Annotated in this window: 23 protein-coding genes; 11 read left to right on the top strand and 12 right to left on the bottom strand. The window is 72.3% G+C overall.

The window, feature by feature from the left end:
- Positions 1 to 2: 2 nt before the first annotated feature.
- A complete protein-coding gene (locus AB0E07_RS28290; RefSeq protein WP_362258086.1) occupies positions 3 to 1,679 on the bottom strand; it encodes an RICIN domain-containing protein in 1,677 nt (558 codons plus the stop codon).
- Between the two features lie 285 nt (positions 1,680 to 1,964).
- Entirely contained in the window at positions 1,965 to 2,402 is a 438-nt protein-coding gene (locus tag AB0E07_RS28285) for a DUF4442 domain-containing protein (protein ID WP_362258165.1), read from the bottom strand.
- Positions 2,403 to 2,581: 179 nt separating this feature from the next.
- On the opposite strand from AB0E07_RS28285, the gene AB0E07_RS28280 reads away from it, so the two are divergent.
- On the top strand, positions 2,582 to 3,586 hold the full coding sequence (locus AB0E07_RS28280; RefSeq protein ID WP_362258083.1) for a hypothetical protein: 1,005 nt from the start codon (positions 2,582 to 2,584) through the stop codon (positions 3,584 to 3,586).
- Positions 3,587 to 3,659: 73 nt separating this feature from the next.
- Entirely contained in the window at positions 3,660 to 4,946 is a 1,287-nt protein-coding gene (locus AB0E07_RS28275) for an MFS transporter (protein WP_362258080.1), read from the top strand.
- Here the strand turns inward: AB0E07_RS28275 and AB0E07_RS28270 are convergent.
- From AB0E07_RS28270 to AB0E07_RS28260, 3 genes are all read right to left on the bottom strand, one after another.
- Positions 4,908 to 5,753, bottom strand: coding sequence for a fused MFS/spermidine synthase (locus AB0E07_RS28270; RefSeq protein ID WP_362258077.1), 846 nt, complete (start codon positions 5,751 to 5,753; stop codon positions 4,908 to 4,910). The genes AB0E07_RS28275 and AB0E07_RS28270 overlap by 39 nt on opposite strands.
- 92 nt (positions 5,754 to 5,845) lie before the next feature.
- The gene (tuf, locus tag AB0E07_RS28265) at positions 5,846 to 7,015 is read right to left on the bottom strand and encodes an elongation factor Tu (protein ID WP_362258074.1); all 1,170 of its coding nucleotides are present in this window, start codon (positions 7,013 to 7,015) and stop codon (positions 5,846 to 5,848) included.
- 292 nt (positions 7,016 to 7,307) lie between these two features.
- Positions 7,308 to 8,030 (bottom strand): DNA alkylation repair protein, encoded by a 723-nt coding sequence (locus tag AB0E07_RS28260; RefSeq protein ID WP_362258071.1) that lies wholly within the window; start codon positions 8,028 to 8,030, stop codon positions 7,308 to 7,310.
- A gap of 49 nt (positions 8,031 to 8,079) precedes the next feature.
- Between AB0E07_RS28260 and AB0E07_RS28255 the strand changes: the two genes are divergently transcribed.
- Positions 8,080 to 8,841 carry a TVP38/TMEM64 family protein gene (locus AB0E07_RS28255; protein WP_362258068.1) on the top strand — a complete coding sequence of 254 codons (762 nt, stop codon included), beginning with the start codon at positions 8,080 to 8,082 and terminating at the stop codon, positions 8,839 to 8,841.
- 94 nt (positions 8,842 to 8,935) lie between these two features.
- Here the strand turns inward: AB0E07_RS28255 and AB0E07_RS28250 are convergent, their stop codons facing one another.
- Positions 8,936 to 10,105, bottom strand: a complete 1,170-nt coding sequence (locus tag AB0E07_RS28250) for a thiolase family protein (RefSeq protein WP_362258065.1) — start codon at positions 10,103 to 10,105, stop codon at positions 8,936 to 8,938.
- A gap of 104 nt (positions 10,106 to 10,209) precedes the next feature.
- Between AB0E07_RS28250 and AB0E07_RS28245 the strand changes: the two genes are divergently transcribed.
- The 5 genes from AB0E07_RS28245 (at position 10,210) to lnt (ending at position 14,154) form a co-directional block, all read left to right on the top strand.
- Entirely contained in the window at positions 10,210 to 10,683 is a 474-nt protein-coding gene (locus tag AB0E07_RS28245) for a helix-turn-helix domain-containing protein (protein WP_362258062.1), read from the top strand.
- 142 nt (positions 10,684 to 10,825) lie between these two features.
- Complete coding sequence (locus AB0E07_RS28240) at positions 10,826 to 11,701, top strand: undecaprenyl-diphosphate phosphatase (protein ID WP_362258059.1); 876 nt, start codon at positions 10,826 to 10,828, stop codon at positions 11,699 to 11,701.
- Between the two features lie 88 nt (positions 11,702 to 11,789).
- Entirely contained in the window at positions 11,790 to 11,969 is a 180-nt protein-coding gene (locus AB0E07_RS28235) for a hypothetical protein (protein ID WP_362258056.1), read from the top strand.
- 64 nt (positions 11,970 to 12,033) lie between these two features.
- A complete protein-coding gene (locus tag AB0E07_RS28230) occupies positions 12,034 to 12,501 on the top strand; it encodes a nuclear transport factor 2 family protein (protein WP_362258053.1) in 468 nt (155 codons plus the stop codon).
- A 78-nt stretch (positions 12,502 to 12,579) separates the two neighbouring features.
- On the top strand, positions 12,580 to 14,154 hold the full coding sequence (gene lnt / locus AB0E07_RS28225) for an apolipoprotein N-acyltransferase (protein ID WP_362258050.1): 1,575 nt from the start codon (positions 12,580 to 12,582) through the stop codon (positions 14,152 to 14,154).
- On the opposite strand, the gene AB0E07_RS28220 is transcribed toward lnt, so the two are convergent.
- Entirely contained in the window at positions 14,078 to 14,983 is a 906-nt protein-coding gene (locus AB0E07_RS28220) for a Gfo/Idh/MocA family oxidoreductase (RefSeq protein ID WP_362258048.1), read from the bottom strand. The genes lnt and AB0E07_RS28220 overlap by 77 nt on opposite strands.
- Before the next feature lie 148 nt (positions 14,984 to 15,131).
- Here AB0E07_RS28220 and AB0E07_RS28215 point away from each other — a divergent pair, with 148 nt between their 5' ends.
- Positions 15,132 to 15,641 (top strand): DinB family protein, encoded by a 510-nt coding sequence (locus AB0E07_RS28215; protein WP_362258045.1) that lies wholly within the window; start codon positions 15,132 to 15,134, stop codon positions 15,639 to 15,641.
- Positions 15,642 to 15,753: 112 nt separating this feature from the next.
- Positions 15,754 to 16,251, top strand: a complete 498-nt coding sequence (locus AB0E07_RS28210) for a hypothetical protein (protein WP_362258042.1) — start codon at positions 15,754 to 15,756, stop codon at positions 16,249 to 16,251.
- A 37-nt stretch (positions 16,252 to 16,288) separates the two neighbouring features.
- Here AB0E07_RS28210 and AB0E07_RS28205 read toward each other — a convergent pair whose 3' ends face one another.
- The 5 genes from AB0E07_RS28205 to fabG all read right to left on the bottom strand — a co-directional run bounded on the left by AB0E07_RS28205 (position 16,289) and on the right by fabG (position 21,040).
- On the bottom strand, positions 16,289 to 16,816 hold the full coding sequence (locus AB0E07_RS28205) for a hypothetical protein (RefSeq protein ID WP_362258039.1): 528 nt from the start codon (positions 16,814 to 16,816) through the stop codon (positions 16,289 to 16,291).
- 105 nt (positions 16,817 to 16,921) lie between these two features.
- Positions 16,922 to 17,605, bottom strand: a complete 684-nt coding sequence (gene ung, locus AB0E07_RS28200; protein WP_362258036.1) for a uracil-DNA glycosylase — start codon at positions 17,603 to 17,605, stop codon at positions 16,922 to 16,924.
- Between the two features lie 106 nt (positions 17,606 to 17,711).
- Positions 17,712 to 19,295 (bottom strand): ABC transporter substrate-binding protein, encoded by a 1,584-nt coding sequence (locus AB0E07_RS28195; RefSeq protein WP_362258033.1) that lies wholly within the window; start codon positions 19,293 to 19,295, stop codon positions 17,712 to 17,714.
- Between the two features lie 213 nt (positions 19,296 to 19,508).
- Positions 19,509 to 20,267, bottom strand: coding sequence for an SDR family oxidoreductase (locus AB0E07_RS28190; protein ID WP_362258030.1), 759 nt, complete (start codon positions 20,265 to 20,267; stop codon positions 19,509 to 19,511).
- A gap of 11 nt (positions 20,268 to 20,278) precedes the next feature.
- The gene (gene fabG / locus AB0E07_RS28185; protein ID WP_351928992.1) at positions 20,279 to 21,040 is read right to left on the bottom strand and encodes a 3-oxoacyl-ACP reductase FabG; all 762 of its coding nucleotides are present in this window, start codon (positions 21,038 to 21,040) and stop codon (positions 20,279 to 20,281) included.
- Positions 21,041 to 21,320: 280 nt separating this feature from the next.
- Between fabG and AB0E07_RS28180 the strand changes: the two genes are divergently transcribed.
- A complete protein-coding gene (locus tag AB0E07_RS28180) occupies positions 21,321 to 21,836 on the top strand; it encodes an excalibur calcium-binding protein (RefSeq protein WP_362258027.1) in 516 nt (171 codons plus the stop codon).
- Position 21,837: the final 1 nt, after the last annotated feature.

Here is a 21,837-nt window from a genome sequence, read left to right as displayed (position 1 = left end):
GCTCACCCCGAAGGGGTCGTGACGCGCGGGTGCGGCCGGGAGAGCAGCGTGGTGAGCGCTTCCGTGAGCCGGGCCGGGAGTGCGCCCGCCGGCTCCGGCCGGTCCGCGCCGAGGGCCGGTTCGGGTGCGGTACCGCCGTCGGCCGCGGCGAGCCGCGTCGCGTACGGCTGCCGGTCCCGGGTCGGCGCGCGGTCCGGCCCGGCGCCGGGCGACCGCTCCCGCCGCGGCTCGGCGGTCGCCGCCTCGAACCGCCAGCTCTGGGCGGCCGAGAGGTCCCGGTCGGCGACGGTCACCGTCCGGCCGGGGCCGGGCGCGAGGGCGCCGCGGCCGTCGTCCCGGGCCAGGAGTTCGCCGTGGACGGTGAGGTCGTAGCGCGTCTCCGAGCCGTGCCCGGAACAGCCGGCGAGCCGTACGGCGCCGCCACCGGCGGGCGAGGCCACGCAGAGGGCCGGATCGGCGGCGCTGCGCAGGAATCCGTCGTCCTGGTACGACCACTGCTGGGACCCGGCGGCCGAGCAGCCGGCGAGCACCGCGGGGGCGCCGGGGCGGGGTGCGGAGCCGCGGACGTCCAGGCAGAGCCCGGTGCCCAGGTTGACGAAGCGGCCGCTGTCCGGTCCGAGCGTGCGGGTCGCGGCGGTGCCGGTCGCCGGGGTTCCCTTCGTGGTGTGCTCGGCACTCCAGGTGCCCCGCGGGTCGGGGACACCGTTGTCGCCGAGGCCGCCGTCGCTCACGAGCACCGTCGCCAGCAGGGCGAGCGAGAGGACGCCGACCCCGACGACAGCCCTCGCGCGTGCCTGCGAGGATCGCGGCACCCGCGCGGGGGCGGGCCGCCGGTGGCGCCGGACCGGGGCGGTGCGCGCGGCGGCGCGGACGGGGCGGGAGTCCAGATAGCGGCGTGCGCCCCAGCCGAGGACCGTCTCGGCGAGCAGGGTGCCGAGGTCGTCCTCGAAGTGGCCGAGCTGTTCGGCCGCGTGCCGGCAGTAGCGGCAGTGCGCCAGGTGCCGACGGACGTCGGGCAGCGGGGAGCCGCCCCGGCGGACCGGGAGGCCGATCAGGCGGTTGTGGTGCCGGCACTCCGCGGTGGGCGCGTACTCGTGGTGGGCGCCCACACAGGCGAGGCGGAATTGCTCGCGGGCCCGTTCCAGCGCGGCCGAGGCGGTAGCGGTGTCGATGCCCAGCAGACGGGCCGGTACGGAAAGGGGGTCCGCCTCCACCTCGGCGTGCCACAACAGACATTGCGAGGCGTCCGGAAGGGCCCGGAAGGCACGCTCGGCGAGTTGTCTCCTTTCCGGTGTGGCGGGCCGCGCCGCGCGCAGTCCGCGGCCTCCGGTGGGTTTGCGGAGTTCCGGGAGAACGGCGGAAATGCTTTCATCGGCCACCCATTCCTTGACCGTGTCCCGCACGGTCATCAGAAGGTACGGCCGCAGGGCGCCGCAGGAGGATTGGCCGAGCAGTCGGTGAAAGGCGGCGGCGGTCACGATCGACGCGGCGCTGCCGGCCGTGGCCAGGCAGATCGACGCGTATGCGTGGGTGGCCCGCCAGTGCCTCGCCATCAGCAGCGGCACCTCGGCGCCGGTGCCGGAGGGGCCCAGCCGGGCGACGAGGTCGCGGTCGGAGTCCGGGGAACCGGCGCCGGGACACGGGGAGTACGGCGGACGTGGGGGGTTGGGGGGTGGCATGGAACGTTCCTTCCAAGCCGCCGTACGACAGTCGGTGGGGCCGTCCGTCGAAAAGCGGGCGTGCGATTGGTGCATACCTGAACGGCGTGAGAGCGGCTCGGCCGGTCAGGGGTCGCTCACCTTCGCACGAACTACTCACGGGAAACAAGAAGTTCGAAGGCCCCGCGGGTAAGGAGCGTGGAATGCGGATTAGTTACCGCCGGTATCCCACCCGATTTGGAACTCGTGGTCCGGAAAAGACACAGCGGGCCCCGGTACGGGACCCGCTGAGGAGGATTTGAGCTTTCAGCTGTTGGGGCGGAGCGTCCACACGACGGTCATCTCGGTGGTCACCGCGCCGTCCTCGCGCTGAATGGCGACGCTCACCGGGAACTCCGGGCGCGTACCGGCGTCCAGTTCCGCGACGACCTCGTCGATCGGCCGGCCGAGCGTCGCGGTGGCGGTCACCGGGCCGAGGGCGATCTTCTTGAAGGCGATCTCGGCGGTCACCGGCAGCGGCACGGCACGCGAGAGCTGGTCGCCGAAGGCCGCGAGCACGATGGCGCCACTGGCCGACTCACCCAGCGTGAACATCGCGCCGGCGTGCGGCCCGCCGACGTGGTTGCGGTACTCGTCCTGGTCCGGCAGTACCAGGACGGCCTTCTCCGGGGTGGTCTCCCGGTACTCCAGGTTCAGCGTCCGAACCATCGGCACCGTGGCGGCGAGCAACTCGCCGATCGACATCTGATCTGCGCTCATGGCGGCATGTTACCCACGAGTAGCCTCGGCTGGCCAGGTTCGCGCCGTGATCCTCCCGCCACCGGTCGCAGCGGCCCCCGGCCCGGACCCCGCGCCGCTTTGCTACGTCCCTGACAAGACCCGGTGACCGAATCGTGTCCATGGCGCCGCTAGGGTGACTGCCCATGTGGCCAGGACAGCAGCCGCCCGGGGGCGAGCAGAACCCGCAACAGTCGAACAACCCGTACCAGCAGCCGGGGTACCAGCAGCCGAATCCGTATCAGCAGCCCGGCTATCAGCAGCCCAACCCCTACGGGCAGCAGTCGCAGTGGGGTGCGCCGACCTCGGCCGGGTCACCGGCGCCGCAGGGCGGTGGCGGCGGCAACCGCACCAAGCTGGTCGCGATCGTGGCGGCCACGGCCGTGGTCGTGGCGGCCGGGGTCACCGGGGTCCTGGTGCTCGGCGGTGACGACAAGGACGACAAGGCGGACGGCAAGGCGTCCCCCAGTCCCACCGTGAGCAAGTCGGCCGACCCCAGCCCGTCCGGCTCCGGCGACGACGACCCGCGCGGCGAGGAGGAGCTGGAACCGACCGTCGAGGGCTGGAAGGTCGTCGTCAACACGCGGTTCGGCACGATGTTCGACGTGCCCGCCGACTGGGAGATCGACAGCGCGGACACCAGCGTCGGCTTCGAGTGGGAGGAGAAGGACGGCAAGCTCGACCGGACCACCGTCACCGCTCCGGCCTATCTGAAGTCCAAGTGGTGCACCGTCGACTCCGACAAGGACGGCCGGACCGAGGACACCGCCCTGGTCACCGCCGGTACCCGTGGTGAGGGCGGAGCCAAGGACCTGGACGAGGCGGCGCTGACCCGGGTGCCGTGGTGGATCTACGGCGGCTACACCCAGCCGGACAAGAAGAGCGTGAAGTACGGCAAGCCCAAGCCGTACACCACGGCCTCCGGCATCGAGGGCAGCCTCATCACCGCCCACTCGGAGAACACCCCGCAGAACGGCAAGTGCGACAGCGAGGGCAAGGCGATCACCTTCGCCTTCGAGAACGGCGCGGGCGACTACGTCACCTGGAACCTGTTCGGCGCCAAGGGCGTCAAGGACGAGCTCCCGGAGGCGACGGTCCAGAAGATCCTGAGCACCGTCCGCCTCACGGAGAGCATGCCCACCGACAGTTAGGCGCAGGTCGCGGGGGTGAGAACGGTCGGGAACCGACTTGGCAAGTCGGCCCCGCCGCGGTGATAGTCGCCAGGTGAAACCCACCGTCTCGCTCCACCGCCCCACCTGGGCGGGCCGCAACTACTCGCTGCTGACCGCCGCCGCGGTCGTGACCAACCTCGGCAGTCACGGCGCGCTCATCGCCGCCGCCTTCGCCGTGCTGGAGACGGGCGGCGACGGCGGCGACGTGGGCCTGGTGGCGGCGGCGCGGACGCTCCCCCTGGTGCTGTTCCTGCTGATCGGCGGCGCGGTCGCGGACCGGCTCCCCCGGCACCGGGTGATGGTCGCCGCCAACGCGCTGAACTTTGTCTCCCAGGGCGCCTTCGCCCTGCTGGTCCTCACCGGCGAGCCGCAGCTGTGGCAGATGATGCTGCTGACCGCGCTGGGCGGCACCGGGCACGCGTTCTTCTCCCCCGCCGCCGAGGGCATGCTGCTCTCCTCGGTCAGCGGTGAGCAGGTCAGCCGGGCGTTCGCCGTCTTCCGGATGGCCATGCAGGGCGCCGCGGTGGGCGGTGCCGCGCTGGGCGGCGCGATGGTCGCCGCGATCGGGCCGGGCTGGGTGCTGGCGGCGGACGCCGTCGCCTTCGGCGTCGCCGGGTCGCTCCGGGCCTTCCTCGACGTCGGTCACATCGCGCCCCGCGCGCCGGGCGGCGGCCTGCTGTCCGACCTGCGCGAGGGCTGGCGGGAGTTCACCGGCCGGACCTGGCTGTGGGCCGTCGTCGTGCAGTTCTCGGTGGCGAACGCGGTGGTCGGCGCGGCGGACGCGGTCTACGGCCCGCTGGTCGCCCGGGACCATCTGGGCGGCGCCGGACCCTGGGGCCTGGCCCTGGGCTTCTTCGGCGCCGGCACGGTCGCGGGCGCCCTGCTGATGACCCGCTGGAAGCCCCGCCGCCTGCTCCTCGCGGGCACCCTGTGCGTCTTCCCGCTGGCGCTTCCCTCCGCCGCCCTCGCGATCCCGGTCTCCGTCGGCCTGCTGTGCGCGGTGATGTTCGTCACCGGGGTGACGCTGGAGGTGTTCGGGGTCAGCTGGATGACCGCCCTGCACCAGGAGATCCCGGAGGAGAAGTTCTCCCGCGTCGCCGCCTACGACTGGTTCGGCTCGGTCGCCCTGGTGCCGATGGCCACCGCCCTGGCCGGCCCCGCGGAGTCGGCGTTCGGGCGGACCTCGGCGCTGTGGGGCTGCGCCGCGCTGGTCGTGGTGGTCACGGCGGGCGCGCTGTGCGTACCGGACATCCGGAACCTGCGCCGCCGCACCCGGCAGGTGACCTCGGCCGCGCGCCCCTCAGCCGATGCCGAAAGTCCCGTCGGGGGGCACGGGTGAGGGCACCGCGTCCTCGTCCCGCACCGGGCGGGCCCTGCCGATGAACTCCCTCAGCGCCGGACCGTGTTCGACACGTGCCGGGAAGGCGTCGGAGGCGGCGAGCCGGGTCAGGGCGGTGAGGTCGACCGGGCGGTGCGAGGCGACCAGCACGGCGTTGCCGAACCTCCGTCCGCGCAGCACCGCGGGCTCCGCGATCACCGCCAGCTCCTCGAACACGGCCACGAAGTTGGCGAGTTGGGAGCGGAGGAAGCCGAAGGGCGCGGCGTCGGCGAGGTTGGCGAGGTACACGCCGTCCGGGCGCAGCACCCGCTCGGCCGCACGGGCGTAGCTGGCGGAGGTCAGGTGCGCCGGCACCCGTGAGCCGCCGAAGACATCGGCGAGCAGGACATCGGCCGAAGCGGCGGGCGCCCCCTCGATCCAGGCCCGCGCGTCCGCCGCGTGCAGCGTGATCCCGGCGCCGTCCGGCAGGGGCAACTGCTCGGCGATCAGCTCCGAGAGCCCCCGGTCCGCCTCGACCACGTCCTGCCGGGAGCCGGGCCGGGTCGCCGCCACGTACCGGGGCAGGGTGAGCGCCCCGCCGCCGAGGTGCAGCACCTCCAGCGGCAGCCCGGGTTCCGCGACGACGTCCAGGACGTGGCCGAGCCGCCGGGCGTACTCGAACTCCAGGTGGGTCGGCTCGTCGAGGTCGACGTAGGACTGGGGAGCCCCGTCCACGGTGAGTAGCCAGGCGCGCTCCCGGTCGACGTCGGGCATCAGCTTGGCGGTGCCGTGATCGACGGCCCGGCTGACGGGGACAGATTCGCTCACGCCTCCATTGTGCGGGGCTCCGGCCGCCGTCAGTGAGGTGGGGGACCGCGGGCAGGCCCGCGGTCCCCCTCGTACGACGGAGGACACGCTCGTCACGCCACGGCGGTCACGGTTCCCGCCCCCACGGTCCGCCCGCCCTCGCGGATGGCGAACCCGAGGCCGGGCTCCAGCGGCATCTCCCGCCCCAGCTCGACCGTCATCGTCACCGTCTCGCCGGGCCGCGCCACCGCGGCCTCACCGAGGTCGATGTCGCCGACCACGTCGGCGGTCCGGATGTAGAACTGCGGCCGGTAGCCCGTGGACACCGCGGTCGTACGGCCGCCCTCGCGCGCCGACAGCACGTAGACCCGCGCCGTGAAGCGCCGCCGGGGCTCCACGCTCCCCGGGGCCGCCACGACGTGCCCGCGCCGGACCGCGTCGCGGGGCACACCGCGCAGCAGGAGCGCCACGTTGTCGCCGGCCTGCGCCGCCTCCATCGGCTTGCCGAAGGTCTCGACGCCGGTGACGACGGTCTCCAGGCCCGCGCCGAGCACGTCGACCCGGTCGCCGACCCGGACGGTGCCCCGCTCCACGGCGCCGGTGACGACCGTGCCGCGGCCGGTGATGGTCAGCACGTTCTCCACCGGCAGCAGGAACGGCGCGTCCACGTACCGCTCCGGCATCGGGACGTAGGTGTCCACGGCGTCCAGCAGCGCCTCCACGGACGCCGTCCACTTCGGGTCCCCGGCCAGGGCGCGCAGCCCGGAGACCCGGACGACGGGCGCGGTGTCGCCGCCGTAGCCGTGCGCGGTGAGCAGGTCGCGGACCTCCAGCTCCACCAGCTCGACCAGCTCGTCGTCGGCCGCGTCCGCCTTGTTCAGCGCCACCACCACGTGGTCGACGCCCACCTGCCGGGCGAGCAGGACGTGTTCGGCGGTCTGCGGCATGATCCCGTCGAGCGCGGAGACGACGAGGATCGCCCCGTCGAGCTGCGCGGCGCCGGTCACCATGTTCTTGACGTAGTCGGCGTGGCCGGGCATGTCGACATGGGCGTAGTGCCGGGTGTCGGTCTCGTACTCGACGTGCGCGATGTTGATGGTGATGCCGCGCGCGGCCTCCTCCGGCGCCCGGTCGATGCGGTCGAAGGGCACGTAGGTGCCGGAGCCGCGCTCGGCGAGCACCTTGGTGATGGCGGCGGTCAGGGTGGTCTTGCCGTGGTCGACATGGCCCATCGTGCCGATGTTGAGATGCGGTTTCGTGCGGACGTAAGCCGTCTTGGACATGGCGGTACCTCGAAGCGTCGTCAGTGGCGGTGGTGGGACCCCGGGGACTCGCCGACCCTCCCCCTGCGGGGTCCGCCGGACGATCCGGAGAGGGTCAGCTTCGGGCGCCGTCGACAGCGGCCGGGAGGACGACAACGGCAGCCTTCGGGGCATCCGCTGCCGCGGATGCTGCGAGGAGGAAGGCGTGCCGGAACATGACGCCGATCATCGTCGACCGGGTGTCCGACGTCGAATGGTTTTCGCCGGTACGGGAGTTCGGCGGCCCGGTGCGGCAGTTCGGCTGGGGGCGGTCTCAGGCGCTGATGTTCTTCAGCGCCTCGCGCACGGACAGCGGCGCGAGACGGCCCTCCTCCCGCGCCACGAAGGCCCGTACGGCTTCCGGGTCGGTCTTGGCGTACTCGCGCAGGGCCCAGCCGATCGCCTTGCGGATGAAGAAGTCCGGGTGGGCGGACTGCGCCCGGCAGTAGGCGAAGAGGCGGTCCGCGTCGGTGCGCTCCTTGTAGCGCAGCTGGTGGAGCAGGGCGGTGCGGGCGATCCAGAGGTCGTCGTCCGTGCTCCAGGCGTCCATGTCGGCGGTGAGCCGGGGATCGGCGGCGACGAGCGCGCCGACGACATGGGCGGCGAGCAGGTCGACGGTGTCCCACCAGGGGACGGTGGAGACCAGGTGCCGGGCCACGGGCAGGAAGGCGGAGGAGCAGCGTCCGGCGTGCCGGCGCAGGTAGTCCACGGCGAAGTACTGGTACTCGCGCTCGGGCAGCCGCCAGCAGCGCAGGGCGACGGCCGCGCAGTCCGCCTCGTCCGGCCGGGGCGTGCCCTCCAGGACCGTCCGGGACAGGGACCGGCGCACGGGGGTGGTGAGGCCGAGGAAGGGCGCCACGTCCTTCATGTACGCCCGCATTCCCGCGGCCCGCTCGGGATCGGCTGCGGCGCCGTAGACGGCGGTCAGCCGGGGCAGCAGGACGTCGGCGAGGGAGCTGTCGGGGACGCCCGGGGTTCCCCCGCCTGTCACGCTCATGAGACGAACCATACGGCGATCACACACATATGTCGGTTAGTGTCACCGGATGCTCGATGCCACCACCCGCTCTGGGGGCACCGCCCTGGCCGTTCCCCCGGCCTCCGCCGAGCCGGCCTTCCCCGTGCCGGCTCCCCTGCCGTTCGCCGCGCGCTGTTCGAGAGCGCTGCTGTCGCCGTGGTCCCGTCTGTCACTGCTGCTCGCCCTGCTGGTGTCGGCCGCGGTCTGCGTGCTGCTCTTCGAACCGCAGCGGCTGCTGGCGGACGGCTGGCCCCCGCAACTGAGCGGCGCCGCCGCGACGCTGGTGTTCGCGGCGGCGTACGGGCTGTGCACGGTGGCGTTCGTGCCGCGGCCGCTGCTCAACCTCGCGGCGGGCGCGCTGTTCGGCTCCCAGGTCGGTCTGGCGGCGGCGATCGCGGGAACCGTGCTCGGGGCGGGGCTCGCCTTCGGGCTCGGCCGGATCCTCGGGCAGGAGGCGCTGCGCCCGCTGCTGCGGGGTCGCTGGCTGAAGGCGGCGGACGGACAGCTCTCCCGGCACGGCTTCCGCTCGATGCTGGCGGTGCGGCTCTTCCCGGGGGTGCCGTTCTGGGCGGCGAACTACTGCGCCGCCGTCTCCCGCATGGGATACGTGCCGTTCCTGCTGGCGACGGCGCTCGGTTCGATCCCGAACACCGCCGCCTACGTGGTGGCCGGCGCCCGTGCCTCGACGCCGACGTCCCCGGCCTTCCTGATCGCGCTGGCCTGTATCGCGGTACCCGCCCTGGCCGGCGTGGTGGTGGCCTGGCGCAAGCGGCATCACCTGCGGGGCTGACCGTGGAAGGTGCCGGGGCACTCGGCCGGTCCCCCGCGGGTCGGCCGTGGCCGGTCACGCGGCCCCCCGCGGCCCTCGGGGCGTCGGACACGGCCTAGCAGCTCTCCAGGATCATCGCGTTGGCCAGTCCGCCCGCCTCGCACATGGTCTGCAAGCCGTACCGGGCGCCGCGTTCGCGCATCGCGTGGACCAGCGTGGTGGTCAGGCGGGTGCCGCTGGCGCCGAGCGGATGGCCGAGCGCGACGGCGCCGCCGTGCACGTTGACCTTCGCCAGGTCCGCGCCGGTCTCCTGCTGCCAGGCCAGGACGACGCTGGAGAACGCCTCGTTGACCTCGAACAGATCGATGTCGTCGAGGGTGAGCGAGGCCCGGCGCAGCACCTTCTCGGTGGCGGGGACGACGCCGGTGAGCATCAGCAGCGGGTCGGAGCCGGTGACGGCGAAACTGTGCAGCCGGGCCAGCGGGCGCAGTCCCAGCCGGGCGGCGGTCTCGGCGGAGGCGACGAGCACGGCGGACGCGCCGTCGTTGACGGGGCTGGCGTTGCCCGCGGTGATGTTCCACTCGATCTGCGGGAAGCGCTCGGCGAACCCGGGGTCGTGGTAGGCGGACCTGAGGCCCGCGAGGACCTCGGTGGTGCTGTCCGGCCGTACGCACTCGTCCCGGGTGACACCGTCCAGGGGGACGACCTCGGCGTCGAACAGGCCCCGTTCCCAGGCGTCGGCGGCCCTGCGGTGCGAGGAGACGGCGAAGGCGTCCATGCGCTCGCGGGTGAGCGACCACTTGGCGGCGATGAGTTCGGCGCTGATGCCCTGCGGTACCAGGCCCTCGGGGTAGCGCTCGGCGACGCCGGGGCCGAAGGGGTCCGCGCCGGGCGGCACGTTGGACCACATCGGCACCCGGCTCATCGACTCCACCCCGCAGGCCACGACGAGGTCGTAGGCGCCCGCCATGACGCCCTGCGCGGCGAAGTGCACGGCCTGCTGGGAGGAGCCGCACTGGCGGTCCACGGTGGTCGCCGGGACCGACTCGGGGAACCCGGCCGACAGGGCCGCGTAGCGGGTGGTGTTCATGGCCTGCTCGCCGACCTGGTCGACGGTGCCGCCGATGACGTCGTCGATCAGCGCCGGGTCGACGCCGGCGCGTCCGACGAGGGCGCGCAGGGTGTGGGCGAGCAGTTCCACGGGGTGGACGTGGGCGAGGGCGCCACCGGGCCTGCCCTTGCCGATCGGGGTGCGTACGGCTTCGACGATCACTGCGTCTCGCATGGTGCGGCCTCCACAGCTACCGGTCAGTAGGAAATCCGAACTCACCATAACCCGGTCAGTTTGAAAAACAAACCCTTCCGAAGGCTCCCTCTAGACTGGGCGCCATGCCCGCCCCGAAGGACCCGCGCCCCTGTTCCATCGCCGACGCCCTCGCGCTGGTCGGCGAGAAGTACTCCCTGCTGGTCCTGCGCGAGGTCTGCCTGGGCAACGGGCGTTTCGACCAGCTCGTGCGCAACATCGGCGCCCCGCGCGACGTCCTGGCGGCCCGGCTGCGCCGTCTCGTGGAGGCCGGAATCCTGACCAGGCGGCCCTACAGCGAGCGGCCGCAGCGGTTCGAGTACCGGCCCACCCGGGCGGGCCTCGAACTGGAACCGGTCCTCATGACCTTGATGGCGTGGGGCGACCGGCATCTGCGCGGCACGGCGGAGCCCCCGATGATCGTCGAGCATGTGTGCGGCCGGCCGCTCGATCCGGTCGTGACCTGCTCCGCCTGCGGCGAGCACGTCCGGCACCAGGACCTCACCGCGCATCCGCAGACGCCGGGGTGGACGGTGTCGGGGCCCACGGCCACGACCTGAGGCGCCCCATTCCGTGAAACCCCTGTGCCATGGCCGGAGTCGAGGGGCGCTACGCTGCCCTCGACCACTGTGATCACCGCGCCCCGCGGGCGCGGTGCACCCGTTCGCGCCTACCCGATCAGCACTTGGACGTCGTAACTTCATGTCTTGGTTCGAATCTCTCATCCTCGGACTCGTCCAGGGGCTGACCGAGTTCCTCCCCGTGTCCTCCAGCGCGCATCTGCGGCTCACCGCCGCGTTCTCCGGCTGGGAGGACCCGGGCGCCGCCTTCACCGCGATCACCCAGATCGGCACCGAGGCAGCCGTGCTGATCTACTTCCGCAAGGACATCGGGCGGATCGTGCTGGCCTGGTCCAAGTCGCTGACCGACAAGGCGATGCGACGCGACCACGACGCCCAGATGGGCTGGCTGGTGATCGTGGGCTCGATCCCGATCGGCGTCCTCGGCCTGACGCTGAAGGACCAGATCGAGGGTCCCTTCCGCGACCTGCGGATCACCGCGACGATGCTCATCGTCGTCGGCATCGTCATCGGCATCGCCGACCGCATGGCGGCCCGGGACGAGCAGGGCGGCCGGCACCGCGCGGCCAAGCAGCGCAAGGACCTCCAGAGCCTCAACGTCAAGGACGGCCTGATCTTCGGCCTGTGCCAGTCCGCGGCCCTGATCCCGGGCGTCTCCCGCTCCGGCGCCACCATCAGCGGCGGCCTGTTCATGGGCTACCAGCGCGAGGCGGCGGCCCGTTACTCCTTCCTCCTCGCGATCCCCGCCGTACTCGCCTCCGGCCTGTTCGAGCTGAAGGACGCGATGGAGGGCGGTCACGTCACCTGGGGTCCGACGATCTTCGCGACCGTCATCGCCTTCGCGACCGGCTACGCGGTCATCGCGTGGTTCATGAAGTACATCTCCACCAAGAGCTTCATGCCGTTCGTCTGGTACCGCATCGCCCTGGGCATCGTCATCATCGTGCTGGTGGCCACCGGTGCGCTGAGCCCCGACGCGGGCGAGCCCGCGCACTGACCCGGGGGCCGCGCCCGTGACCCAGGGCATAGGGGATGCGTAGCCATTCGGTAGCGCAGTGTCAGTGCTTGCCCCTAGGCTGGTCCGCATGTCCCCGGATTACTTAACCCGTGGTTCCGTGCGCTCCGCCGCCGAGGTGAACGAGCAGATCCGCGCGCTGTGGGTGCGCGCGGGCGGCACCCTGACCGCCCAGGAGCGCGCCGAGTACGAACTGCTCGTCGTCGAGTGGGCCGCCGCCATCCGCGGCGCCGTCGCCGAGGCCGCCTGAGCCGGCCGATGTACGTACCCGCACACCTCTTGGCTGCGTTCCTCCCATGCCCAACACTGAGCCGATGACGCAGCGTGTGGAGCTCGCGACCGTGATGGACCGGCTGGCCGTCGACGGTCTGGTCACCGCGTACGCGGTGGCCGTCGACGACGGCGACTGGGAGGCGTACCGCGGGCTGTTCGCCCCCGCGGGGCGCGCGGACTACCGTTCGGCGGGCGGCATCGAGGGCGACGCCCGGCAGGTCGCCGAGTGGCTCGCCGAGTCCATGCGGCTGTTCCCGATGCGCCAGCACCTCATCGTCAACCGTCTGATCCGCTTCGGTGTCCTGGAACACGACACCGGTGACACCGCCCGTGTCCAGGCGGACTACGTCAACCCGATGCGCATGGCCCCCGACGGCACCGCCCCCGACTTCGTCTGCGGCGGACGCTACGACTTCGGCCTGACCCGCACCCACGACGGCTGGCGGCTCGACGGGGTCGTGGTGCGGGAGAAATGGCGGCGGCTGCCCGAACCCGCGGCGACACGATGATCAACCGCGCGCGGCAGCTCTGTTCCCCGGGCGTTGCCGGCGCGCACACTGGAGGCACCACGGGCAGGGAGGCGGCGCATGCAGAGGTTCGGCCACTGGCTCGTCACCCCGTGGCGGCGTTCGACGGCCGCCGCCGTGGCCGGGGCACTGCCCGTGCTGGCCTTCCCCGCCCCCTCCCTGTGGTGGTTCGCCTACGCCGCCCTCGTCCCCTGGCTCCTGCTGCTGCGCACCGCACCCACGGGGCGCCGGGCGCTGTACGACGGCTGGTGCGGCGGCTTCGGCTTCATGCTGGCCATGCACCACTGGCTGCTGCCGAACCTGCACGTGTTCACCCTCGTGATCGCCGCGCTGCTGGGCGTGCTGTGGGCGCCCTGGGGCCTGCTGGTGCGTCACTTCCTCGCCGGGGAGCCGGGGCCCGGCCGGGTCGCGGCCGCGCTGGTGGTCCTGCCGTCGGGCTGGCTGATGGTGGAGCTGGTCCGTTCCTGGGAGGGACTCGGCGGGCCCTGGGGGGTGCTGGGCGCCTCCCAGTGGCAGGTGGACCCGGCGCTGCGGATCGCCTCGGTCGGCGGGGTCTGGCTGATCGGCTTCCTGGTGGTGGCCCTCAACGTCGCGGTGACCGTGCTGATCGCGGTACGCCGGTCCCGGGTGCCCGCCGTGGCGGGGCTGGTCGCCACGGCCACCGTCACCTCGGCCGCCTGGGCCTGGGCGCCGCGCCCCGAGAACGCGGGGCGCACCCGGATCGCCGTGGTCCAGCCGGGGGTGATCAAGGGCGCCGACAGCCCCGACCGGCGCTTCGCGGTGGAGGAGCGCCTCACCCGTGAACTCGCCGGCCAGGACGTGGACCTGGTCGTGTGGGGCGAGAGCAGTGTCGGCTTCGACCTCGGCAGCCGTCCGGACCTGACGGTACGGCTGGCGGCGCTGGTCCGGGAGACGGGCGCCCCCGTCCTCGTCAACGTGGACGCCCGGCGCTCCGACCGGCCCGGGATCTACAAGAGTTCGGTGCTGGTCGGGCCGGCGGGCCTGACCGGGCAGCGCTACGACAAGATGCGGCTCGTCCCCTTCGGCGAGTACGTGCCGGCCCGGTCGCTGCTCGGCTGGGCGACCTCGGTGGGCGAGGCGGCCGGCGAGGACCGGCGGCGCGGCACCGAGCAGGTCGTGATGGACACCGGACCGGGGCTGCGGGTGGGCCCGATGGTCTGCTTCGAGTCGGCGTTCCCCGACATGAGCCGCCATCTCGCGGCGGACGGCGCCGAAGTGCTCGTCGCCCAGTCGGCGACGTCGACCTTCCAGCAGAGCTGGGCCCCCGAGCAGCACGCCTCCCTGGCCGCGCTGCGCGCCGCGGAGACGGGCCGCCCGATGGTGCACGCGACCCTGACGGGGGTGTCCGCCGTGCACGACGCGAGCGGGCGGCGCGTCGGCCCCTGGCTCGGTACGAGCGTCGCCGCCGCGCAGGTCTACGACGTACCGCTGGCCCGGGGCACCACGGTCTACGTCCGGTTCGGGGACTGGCCGTTGCTGATGGCGCTGCTGGTGCTCGCCGCCTGGTGCACGGGCGAGGGGGTGCGCACCCGCCGGGTCAGGCGGCCTGATCCTGGACGGCTCGTACCACCCGCTCGCACAGTTCATGGGTCGCCAGCGCGTCCCGGGCGCTGAGCACCTTTCCGGCCCGCACGGCGTCCAGGAAGGCCAGCACCACCTGCTCGATCCCCCGCTGCCGGGCCACCGGCACCCAGTCCCCGCGGCGGCGCACGGTCGGCTGGCCCTTGTGGTCGACGACCTCGGCCAGGTTGAGCACCTGCCGCTTGGTGTCCTGCCCGGACACCTCCAGGATCTCCTCGGCCGAGCCGCTGAGCCGGTTCATCACGCCGAGGGCGGTGAATCCGTCCCCGGCGAGCTGGAGCACCACGTGGTGGAGCAGCCCGCCCTCGGTGCGGGCTCGCACCGTCACGTCGTCCACCGTGCCGGGCACCAGGAACCGCAGGGTGTCCACGACATGGATGAAGTCGTCGAGGATCATCGCGCGCGGCTCCTCCGGGAGCCCGACCCGGTTCTTCTGCATGAGGATCAGCTCGCGCGGGTGCTCGGCGCACTGCGCGTACCCGGGGGCGTGCCGGCGGTTGAAGCCGACCGCGAGGGTCACCCCGCTCCGCTCGGCGAGTTCCACCAGCCGCTCGGAGTCGGCGAACTCGTACGCCAGCGGCTTGTCGACATAGGTCGGCACGCCCGCCTGGAGCAGCCGCGTGACGATGGCCGGGTGGACGTCGGTGGGGGCGTGCACGAAGGCCGCGTCGAGGCCCGCGTCGAGCAGCGCGTCCAGCGAGGTGTGCCGCTGCCCGCCGGGGACGCGCAGGCTGTCGCCGACCCGCGTCAGGGTGGCGGGGGTGCGGGTCTGGAGATGCAGTTCCAGTTCGGGCAGCTGGCCGAGGACGGGAAGGTAGGCCTTCCGCGCGATGTCGCCGAGTCCGATGACGCCGACCTTCACTGATGCTCCTTGTCCGGGTGCCCGAGGTGACACCACCGAAGCATACGGCGGAGCTGCTTCCGAAAGCGCCTTCGGCAAGCGCTTCGGAAAGCGCCGAGGAGGCGTAAAACCGCTGGTGGGCCGCGGGGAGTTGGGCGAGGATGCGGCCATGACGACCGAACGCCGTGAACCTTCCCTGACCGCCGACGAACGCTCCATGCTGGAGGGCTGGCTCGACTACCACCGGGCCACGCTCGCCGGGAAGTGCGAGGGCCTGACCGAGGCCCAGTTGCGGACGGCCTCCGTGGAGCCGTCCGAGCTGACCCTGCTGGGTCTGGTGCGGCACCTGGCCGAGGTCGAGCGGTACTGGTTCCACGAGATCCTCCTCGGCGAGGACCTCGGCGTGCTGTACTCCTCCGAGGAGGACCGGGACGGCGACTTCCACTTCTCCGACTCCGACACCTGGCAGGAGGCGCGGGACACCTGGCGGGCCGAGATCGAACGGGCCCGCGGCAACAGCGCCGGCCTCGGCCTGGACGAGCTGTCCAAGGGCACCAGCCGGTCCGGCGAAGCCTTCAACCTGCGCTGGATCTACACCCACATGATCGAGGAGTACGCCCGCCACAACGGCCACGCCGACCTGCTGCGCGAGCGCATCGACGGGGCCACCGGGGAGTGACGTCACCCTCGGCGGGCGCGCGGCCTCCGTACGGGGGCCGAGATCACCCGTGCGGGGCATCCTGCGCCCGTCCGGTGTCGCGGGAGCGGGCGGAACCAGCAGAGTGGCGCGGGTGCATCGAACGACGACCACCGCGACCCTCCTGGTCACCGTCGCCCTCTCGGCCCTCTCGGGCTGTGTGACGATCCAGCGCCCGCCCGTGTCGGCCCCCGTGCCCGCGTCGGACCAGCCGTCCGCGCCGCTGCCGGACGCCCGCTCCGAGCCGCAGACCGTGCAGGCGCCGGCGCTGGAGGCCCTGGAGCTGATCGGTCCCTCCCGCAGCCCCGAGAAGCGGCGCTCACCGGCAGCCGAGCGGCCGGACGGGGCCTCGGCGGCACCGGCCGCCCCGGAGGTACGGCCGTCGGTGCCGCGGGCCCGCACGCGTCCGGACCACCCCGAACCCCGGCGTCCCGAGCACACCCTCCCGCGGCGCCCCGGCGTCGAGGTCGTCCCCGATCTCGCGGAGTCGGTACGGGAGAACACCGATGTCTGCGCGCTGGGCCGGAAGTACGGGGGCTGGCGCGCGGACAGCCCGGAGGCCCGTCTGTGCGAGCGGACGTACGGGCGGTGAGGATCCCCGGTGGAGGATCCCCCGTGGACGGCCGGTCTCAGAGGCGCTGCCCAGGAGGACCCCAGCCGCCCGAGGTGTCCCCGTCCCCGTCCCCGTCCCCCAGCCGCAGCTCCAGTCGGCTGATGGCCGCCCGCACCCCGTCCCCGTAGCTGTCCTCGGCGAGCGCCTGTGACGCGCTGCGGGCCCGGCGCAGATGGGACCGGGCGGCGTCGGGGCGCCCGAGTTTCACGTAGTCGGCGGCGAGGTTCAGATGCAGCGAGGGGTACAGCGCCCGCACCGCCGGGGCGCCCTCGTGCTCGGCGAGCCGGTCGTCGGTCAGCTCCTCCGCCGCCGTCAACGCCCTCAAGTCCCAGGCGAGTTCGTCGTCGGGCTCGTCCTGGGTGTCGGCCAGGTAGTGGGCCAGGGTGCAGCGGTGCAGGGCGTCGCCGTCCTCGCCGATCTCGGACCACAGATCGAGGAAGCGGTGCCGGGCCTCCTCCCGGTCCCCCGCGTGATGCAGCATCACGAGCTGCCCGATCCGTGTCATCACGGCGTCCGGCGCCGTACGCTCCTGTCGCTCCGCCACCGCGTCCTCCACACCTCACCGGCCCTGGTCGCACCCGACGCTAACCTCAGCCCGGGGCAAACCGGGCGAGGCGGGGCCGACCCGGGAGGGCGGCCCCGGCCCCGGTCAGGAGAGGTTCGGCAGCCGCCAGTCGATCGGCTCGTGGCCCTGTGCCGCGACCGCCTCGTCGATCTGCGTGAAGGGACGGGACCCGAAGAACTTCTTCGCCGACAGCGGTGAGGGGTGCGCCCCCTTCACGACCACGTGCCGGGTCTCGTCGATCAGCGGGAGCTTCTTCTGCGCGTAGTTGCCCCACAGCACGAAGACCGCCGGGTCGGGCCGGCCGGCGACCGCGCGGATCACCGCGTCGGTGAACTTCTCCCAGCCCTTGCCCTTGTGGGAGTTGGCCTCGCCGGCCCGGACCGTGAGGACCGCGTTGAGCAGCAGCACGCCCTGCTGGGCCCACGGCATCAGGTAGCCGTTGTCCGGCACCGGCAGGCCCAGCTCCTGCTCCATCTCCTTGTAGATGTTGCGCAGCGAGGGCGGCGTCTTCACCCCGGGCCGGACCGAGAAGCACAGACCGTGTCCCTGTCCCTCGCCGTGGTACGGGTCCTGGCCGAGGACCAGGACCTTGACCCGGTCGAAGGGGGTCGCGTCGAGCGCCGCGAAGACCTCGTCGCGCGGAGGGTAGACGGGACCCTTCGCTCGCTCCTCCTCGACGAACTCCGTCAGCTCCTTGAAGTAGGGCTGCTGCAGTTCGTCGCCCAGAACCCCGCGCCAGGACTCGGGCAGCATGGCGATGTCGGTCACGTCAACTTCCTTCGGTGTGCGGTCACTACGACGTGCGTCGCTTCCTGACCACAGAACCTACCGGCGACCACTGACAACGCGCCGCGCGTACCCGGGTCCCGGTCCGCTACCAGCTGGTCTTGCGGTACAGCGAGCCCATCGTCATGATCGTCGACGGGTCGAGCGCCCGTTCGGCGCCGGAGATCTCGTTGCTGGCCGCGACGTACTGCCGGCCCTGCCACAGCGGGATCAGCCGCGCGTCCCTGAGGAGGTACTTCTGGGCCTCCTCGAACTCCTTCTCCACCGCGGCCCGGTCACTCTCCTGACGTGAGCGGGGCAGCAGGTCGCCGGTGATCTCGGGGGCCGGGTAGGGCGTGCCGAGGGCGTTCTGGTCGCCGACGAAGGGCGCGATGAAGTTGTCGGCGTCGGGGAAGTCGGGGGACCAGCCGCGGCCGAACACCGGGTACTCGCCCTTCTGGTAGCCCGTGACGTAGGTCTTCCAGGGGCGGCTCTTGAGGGTGACGGCGAAGAGGCCGGAGGCGTCCAGCTGCTTCTTGATCTCCTCGAACTCCGCCTTGGTCTCGGAGCCGTAGCGGTCCGTGGTGTACCAGAGTTCGAGCGGCACCGGTTCGGTGATGCCGTCGTCGGTGAGGAGCTCGCGGGCCTTGGCGGTGCTGGGCTGGCCGAAGTCGTCGAAGAAGCCGGTGGTGTGGCCGGTCAGGCCCTTGGGGACCATGGAGTACAGGGGCTCCACGGTGTCCTTGTAGACCTTGTGCGCGATGGCGGGGCGGTCCAGGAGCTGGGCGACGGCCTTGCGGACGGCGGGCTTCGCGGCCCACGGGTCCTTGGGGTTGAAGACCAGGTAGCTGATCTGGGTGCTGACGCTCTCGACGACCTGGAACTCCTTCTGCGCCTCGTGCGTCTGGAGGTCGAGGATGTCGTCGGCGGCGATACCGCGGAAGGCGACGTCCAGTTCGTGCTCGCGCAGGGCGCCGACCATCTCGCCGGAGTCCTGGAAGTAGCGGATGGTCACGGCGCTGTTCTTGCGCTCGGCGTACCCGTCGTAGCTGCCGTTGCGGACGAGCTCGGCCTTCGCGCCGTCCTCGTACGACTCCAGCGTGTAGGGCCCGGAGCCGACGATGCCGTCGTCCTCGCGGAGCTTGTCCTTGGGGTAGCTGTCCGGGGCGACGATCGACATCGCGGGCGTGGCCAGCACGAACGGGAAGGTGGCGTCCGGCTTGTTGAGGTGGAAGACCACCTCTCGGTCGCCCAGCGCCTGGACCCGTTCGAGGCTGCCCAGGAGACCGGCGGGACCGCCGTTGACGTTGATGTCCCGGATGCGGTCGATCGAGTACTTCACGGCCTGCGCGTCCAGCGTGTCACCGTTGGAGAACTCCAGGCCCTCGCGCAGCTCGCAGCGGTAGGCCGTGTTCGAGGTGTCGGTGAACGCGCACTCCTCGGCCGCGTCGGGCTCGGGCACACTGGCGCCGGCCGGATAGCTGAGCAGCGTCTGGTAGATGTTGCGGAACAGTTCCCAGGAACTGTCCCAGGAGGCGGCGGGATCCAGCGTGCTGGGCGCACTGGTGGTCCCGACAATGATCGGCCCCTCGTCCTCGGAAGAGTCAGACGAGAGAATTCCGCATCCGGTCACCAGGGACGATATGGACGCGATGGCCGCCACCTGCCGCAGGCATCGGTTCCGGTTGAACACGCGCACGCTCCTCGATCTGCCATACCAAGGGTCGGCAGACCATACCGCAGAGCTTCACCAGTTGAACCGGTCTGTCACAAGGGTTCTTGATCGATAAACCTTTGACTACGTTGTCAACGTCCTGTGAACTTATTCCCTTTGGACATTCCGCCCCGCTCTGTACGGAGAAAGGCCCGCGCCCCGGGAGGGATGCGGGCCTTTTCGAAGCGTCCGTCAGCCGACGCCGGCGTTGAGGAAGATGCCTCCGTCGACGACGAGGGTCTGTCCGGTCACCCAGTCCGACTGCTCGGAGGTGAGGAACGCGGCGGCGCCCCCGATGTCGGAGGGCACGCCGAGGCGGGCCAGCGGGTAGGAGGCGGCCGCCTCCGCTTCCCGGCCCTCGTAGAGCGCCTGGGCGAACTTGGTCTTCACCACGGCCGGGGCGATGGCGTTGACCCGCACCTTGGGCGCGAACTCGTGCGCGAGCTGCTGGGTCAGGTTGATCAGCGCGGCCTTGCTGACGCCGTAGGCGGCGATGAAGGGCGAGGGCGCGATACCCGCCACGGAGGCGATGTTGACGATCGCGCCGCCGTTCTCCTTCTGCCAGGCGTGCCAGGTCTTCTGCGCGAAGCCCAGCGCCGAGATCACGTTGGTCTCGAACACCTTGCGGGCCACACCCAGGTCCAGGTCCGCGATGGGCCCGAACACCGGGTTGGTGCCGGCGTTGTTGATCAGGAAGTCCACCCGGCCGAAGGCCTCCATGGTGCGCTCGACGGCGACGGCCTGGTGGGCCTCGTCGTGCGCCTTGCCGGCGATGTAGATCGCGCGGTCGGAGCCGAGCTGCTCGACGGCCTCCTTGAGGGAGTCCTCGTTGCGGCCCGTGATGGCGACCCGGTCGCCGCGCGCCACGAGCGCCTCGGCGACGCCGTAGCCGATGCCGCGGCTGCCACCCGTGACCAGGGCGACCTTGCCGGAGAGTGCTGCTGAAGTCATCTGTCGATCCCCTAGTCGAGCGGTCCGCCGGCCACGTACAGCACCTGGCCGGAGACGAAGCCGGCCGCCTCACCGGTGAAGAAGGCGATGGCGTTGGCGATGTCGTCCGCCTCGCCGACCCGCTGGACCGGGATCTGGGTGGCGGCGGCGGCCTTGAAGTCGTCGAAGCCCATGCCGACGCGCGCGGCGGTGGCGGCCGTCATGTCGGTGGCAATGAAGCCGGGGGCGACGGCGTTGGCGGTGACGCCGAACTTGCCGAGTTCGATGGCGAGGGTCTTGGTGAAGCCCTGCATGCCGGCCTTGGCGGCGGAGTAGTTGACCTGGCCGCGGTTGCCGAGCGCGGACGACGAGGAGAGGTTCACGATGCGGCCGAACTTGGCCTCCACCATGTACTTCTGGCACGCCTTCGCCATCAGGAAGGCGCCGCGCAGGTGGACGTTCATGACGGTGTCCCAGTCGGAGACGCTCATCTTGAACAGCAGGTTGTCCCGGAGCACGCCCGCGTTGTTGACCAGGATGGTCGGCGCGCCGAGCTCCTCGGCGATCCGGGCGACGGCCGTCTCGACCTGCGCCTCGTCGGAGACGTCGCAGCCGACCGCGAGGGCCTTGCCGCCGGCCGCGGTGATCTTCTCCACGGTGTCCTTGCAGGCGGCCTCGTCGAGGTCGACGACGGCGACCGCGCGGCCCTCGGCGGCCAGGCGTACGGCGGTGGCGGCGCCGATCCCGCGCGCTGCGCCGGTGACTACGGCGACCCGCTGGTCAGTGGTGGACATGGCTGCTTCTCCTCGCCCTTGGGGTGCGGCTCAGCGGCCCGCCCATCGGTGAGCGACCGCTTAGTACCTTCAGCAGACGTGACGCTAGAAGCCCTGGCACTCGGTGTCAACGGCACATCGTCACGTGTGATCCATTACCTGGTCCCGAGCCGCGGCCGTCCGTCATCCTCCCGCGCCGCGCCCGCCCGCGACACCCGATCGGCCCCGCTGGGCGGGTCACCGCCGCGGGCCGCCCCTAGCGTCGGCCGGAGAGCCCGTACGGGCGGAGAGGAGGCGCGCCATGCGCCGTCGCACCGGGGCCGCAGGCACGCTGATCGCGATAGCCGCGATCATGCCGATGGCCGGCATCGCCCACCCGCAGGACCTGGACTGCGGCAGTTTCACCTACCAGGAGGACGCCCAGGCGGTGTACGACGCGAACCCCGCCGACCCGAACAGGCTCGACGAGGACGACGGGCCGGACGACGGCATCGCCTGCGAGGCCCTGCCCCGGCGCTCGGCCGCCACCCTGATCCCGCCCGCGACCCCGCCCGCCACGGTCACGCCGCCGCCCTCGACGCCCGCGACCGTCACGCCCGCCACCACGGCCCCGGCGACGGTGACGCCCGCCACCACGGCGCCCGCCGCCCCGAGTCCCGCGGCCACGCTCTCGCCGACCCTCGGCGTGCGGGGCGGCCTGGGCGGCTCCTCCGGCTCCGCGTTCCGGGGCTGGGAGGCGGCGGCCGGGGCGGCCCTGTTCGCCGGCGGCGCGGTGGCGGCCGGTTACGTGGTGAAGCGTCGCCGCTCCCGCTCCTGAG

Source organism: Streptomyces sp. NPDC048002 (genome assembly GCF_040653275.1).
Taxonomy (GTDB): Bacteria; Actinomycetota; Actinomycetes; order Streptomycetales; family Streptomycetaceae; genus Streptomyces.
This window is presented reverse-complemented; position numbering and strand designations above follow the sequence as displayed.

Bases quoted from the DNA above. Each gene is read 5' to 3' on its own strand.
- AB0E07_RS28290 (WP_362258086.1), bottom strand. From the start codon at position 1,679: ATGCCACCCCCCAACCCCCCACGTCCGCCGTACTCCCCGTGTCCCGGC.
- AB0E07_RS28285 (WP_362258165.1), bottom strand. From the start codon at position 2,402: ATGTCGATCGGCGAGTTGCTCGCCGCCACGGTGCCGATGGTTCGGACG.
- AB0E07_RS28280 (WP_362258083.1), top strand. From the start codon at position 2,582: ATGTGGCCAGGACAGCAGCCGCCCGGGGGCGAGCAGAACCCGCAACAG.
- tuf (WP_362258074.1), bottom strand. From the start codon at position 7,015: ATGTCCAAGACGGCTTACGTCCGCACGAAACCGCATCTCAACATCGGC.
- AB0E07_RS28260 (WP_362258071.1), bottom strand. From the start codon at position 8,030: ATGAGCGTGACAGGCGGGGGAACCCCGGGCGTCCCCGACAGCTCCCTC.
- AB0E07_RS28255 (WP_362258068.1), top strand. From the start codon at position 8,080: ATGCTCGATGCCACCACCCGCTCTGGGGGCACCGCCCTGGCCGTTCCC.
- AB0E07_RS28250 (WP_362258065.1), bottom strand. From the start codon at position 10,105: ATGCGAGACGCAGTGATCGTCGAAGCCGTACGCACCCCGATCGGCAAG.
- AB0E07_RS28245 (WP_362258062.1), top strand. From the start codon at position 10,210: ATGCCCGCCCCGAAGGACCCGCGCCCCTGTTCCATCGCCGACGCCCTC.
- AB0E07_RS28240 (WP_362258059.1), top strand. From the start codon at position 10,826: ATGTCTTGGTTCGAATCTCTCATCCTCGGACTCGTCCAGGGGCTGACC.
- AB0E07_RS28235 (WP_362258056.1), top strand. From the start codon at position 11,790: ATGTCCCCGGATTACTTAACCCGTGGTTCCGTGCGCTCCGCCGCCGAG.
- AB0E07_RS28230 (WP_362258053.1), top strand. From the start codon at position 12,034: ATGACGCAGCGTGTGGAGCTCGCGACCGTGATGGACCGGCTGGCCGTC.
- lnt (WP_362258050.1), top strand. From the start codon at position 12,580: ATGCAGAGGTTCGGCCACTGGCTCGTCACCCCGTGGCGGCGTTCGACG.
- AB0E07_RS28215 (WP_362258045.1), top strand. From the start codon at position 15,132: ATGACGACCGAACGCCGTGAACCTTCCCTGACCGCCGACGAACGCTCC.
- AB0E07_RS28190 (WP_362258030.1), bottom strand. From the start codon at position 20,267: ATGACTTCAGCAGCACTCTCCGGCAAGGTCGCCCTGGTCACGGGTGGC.
- fabG (WP_351928992.1), bottom strand. From the start codon at position 21,040: ATGTCCACCACTGACCAGCGGGTCGCCGTAGTCACCGGCGCAGCGCGC.
- AB0E07_RS28180 (WP_362258027.1), top strand. From the start codon at position 21,321: ATGCGCCGTCGCACCGGGGCCGCAGGCACGCTGATCGCGATAGCCGCG.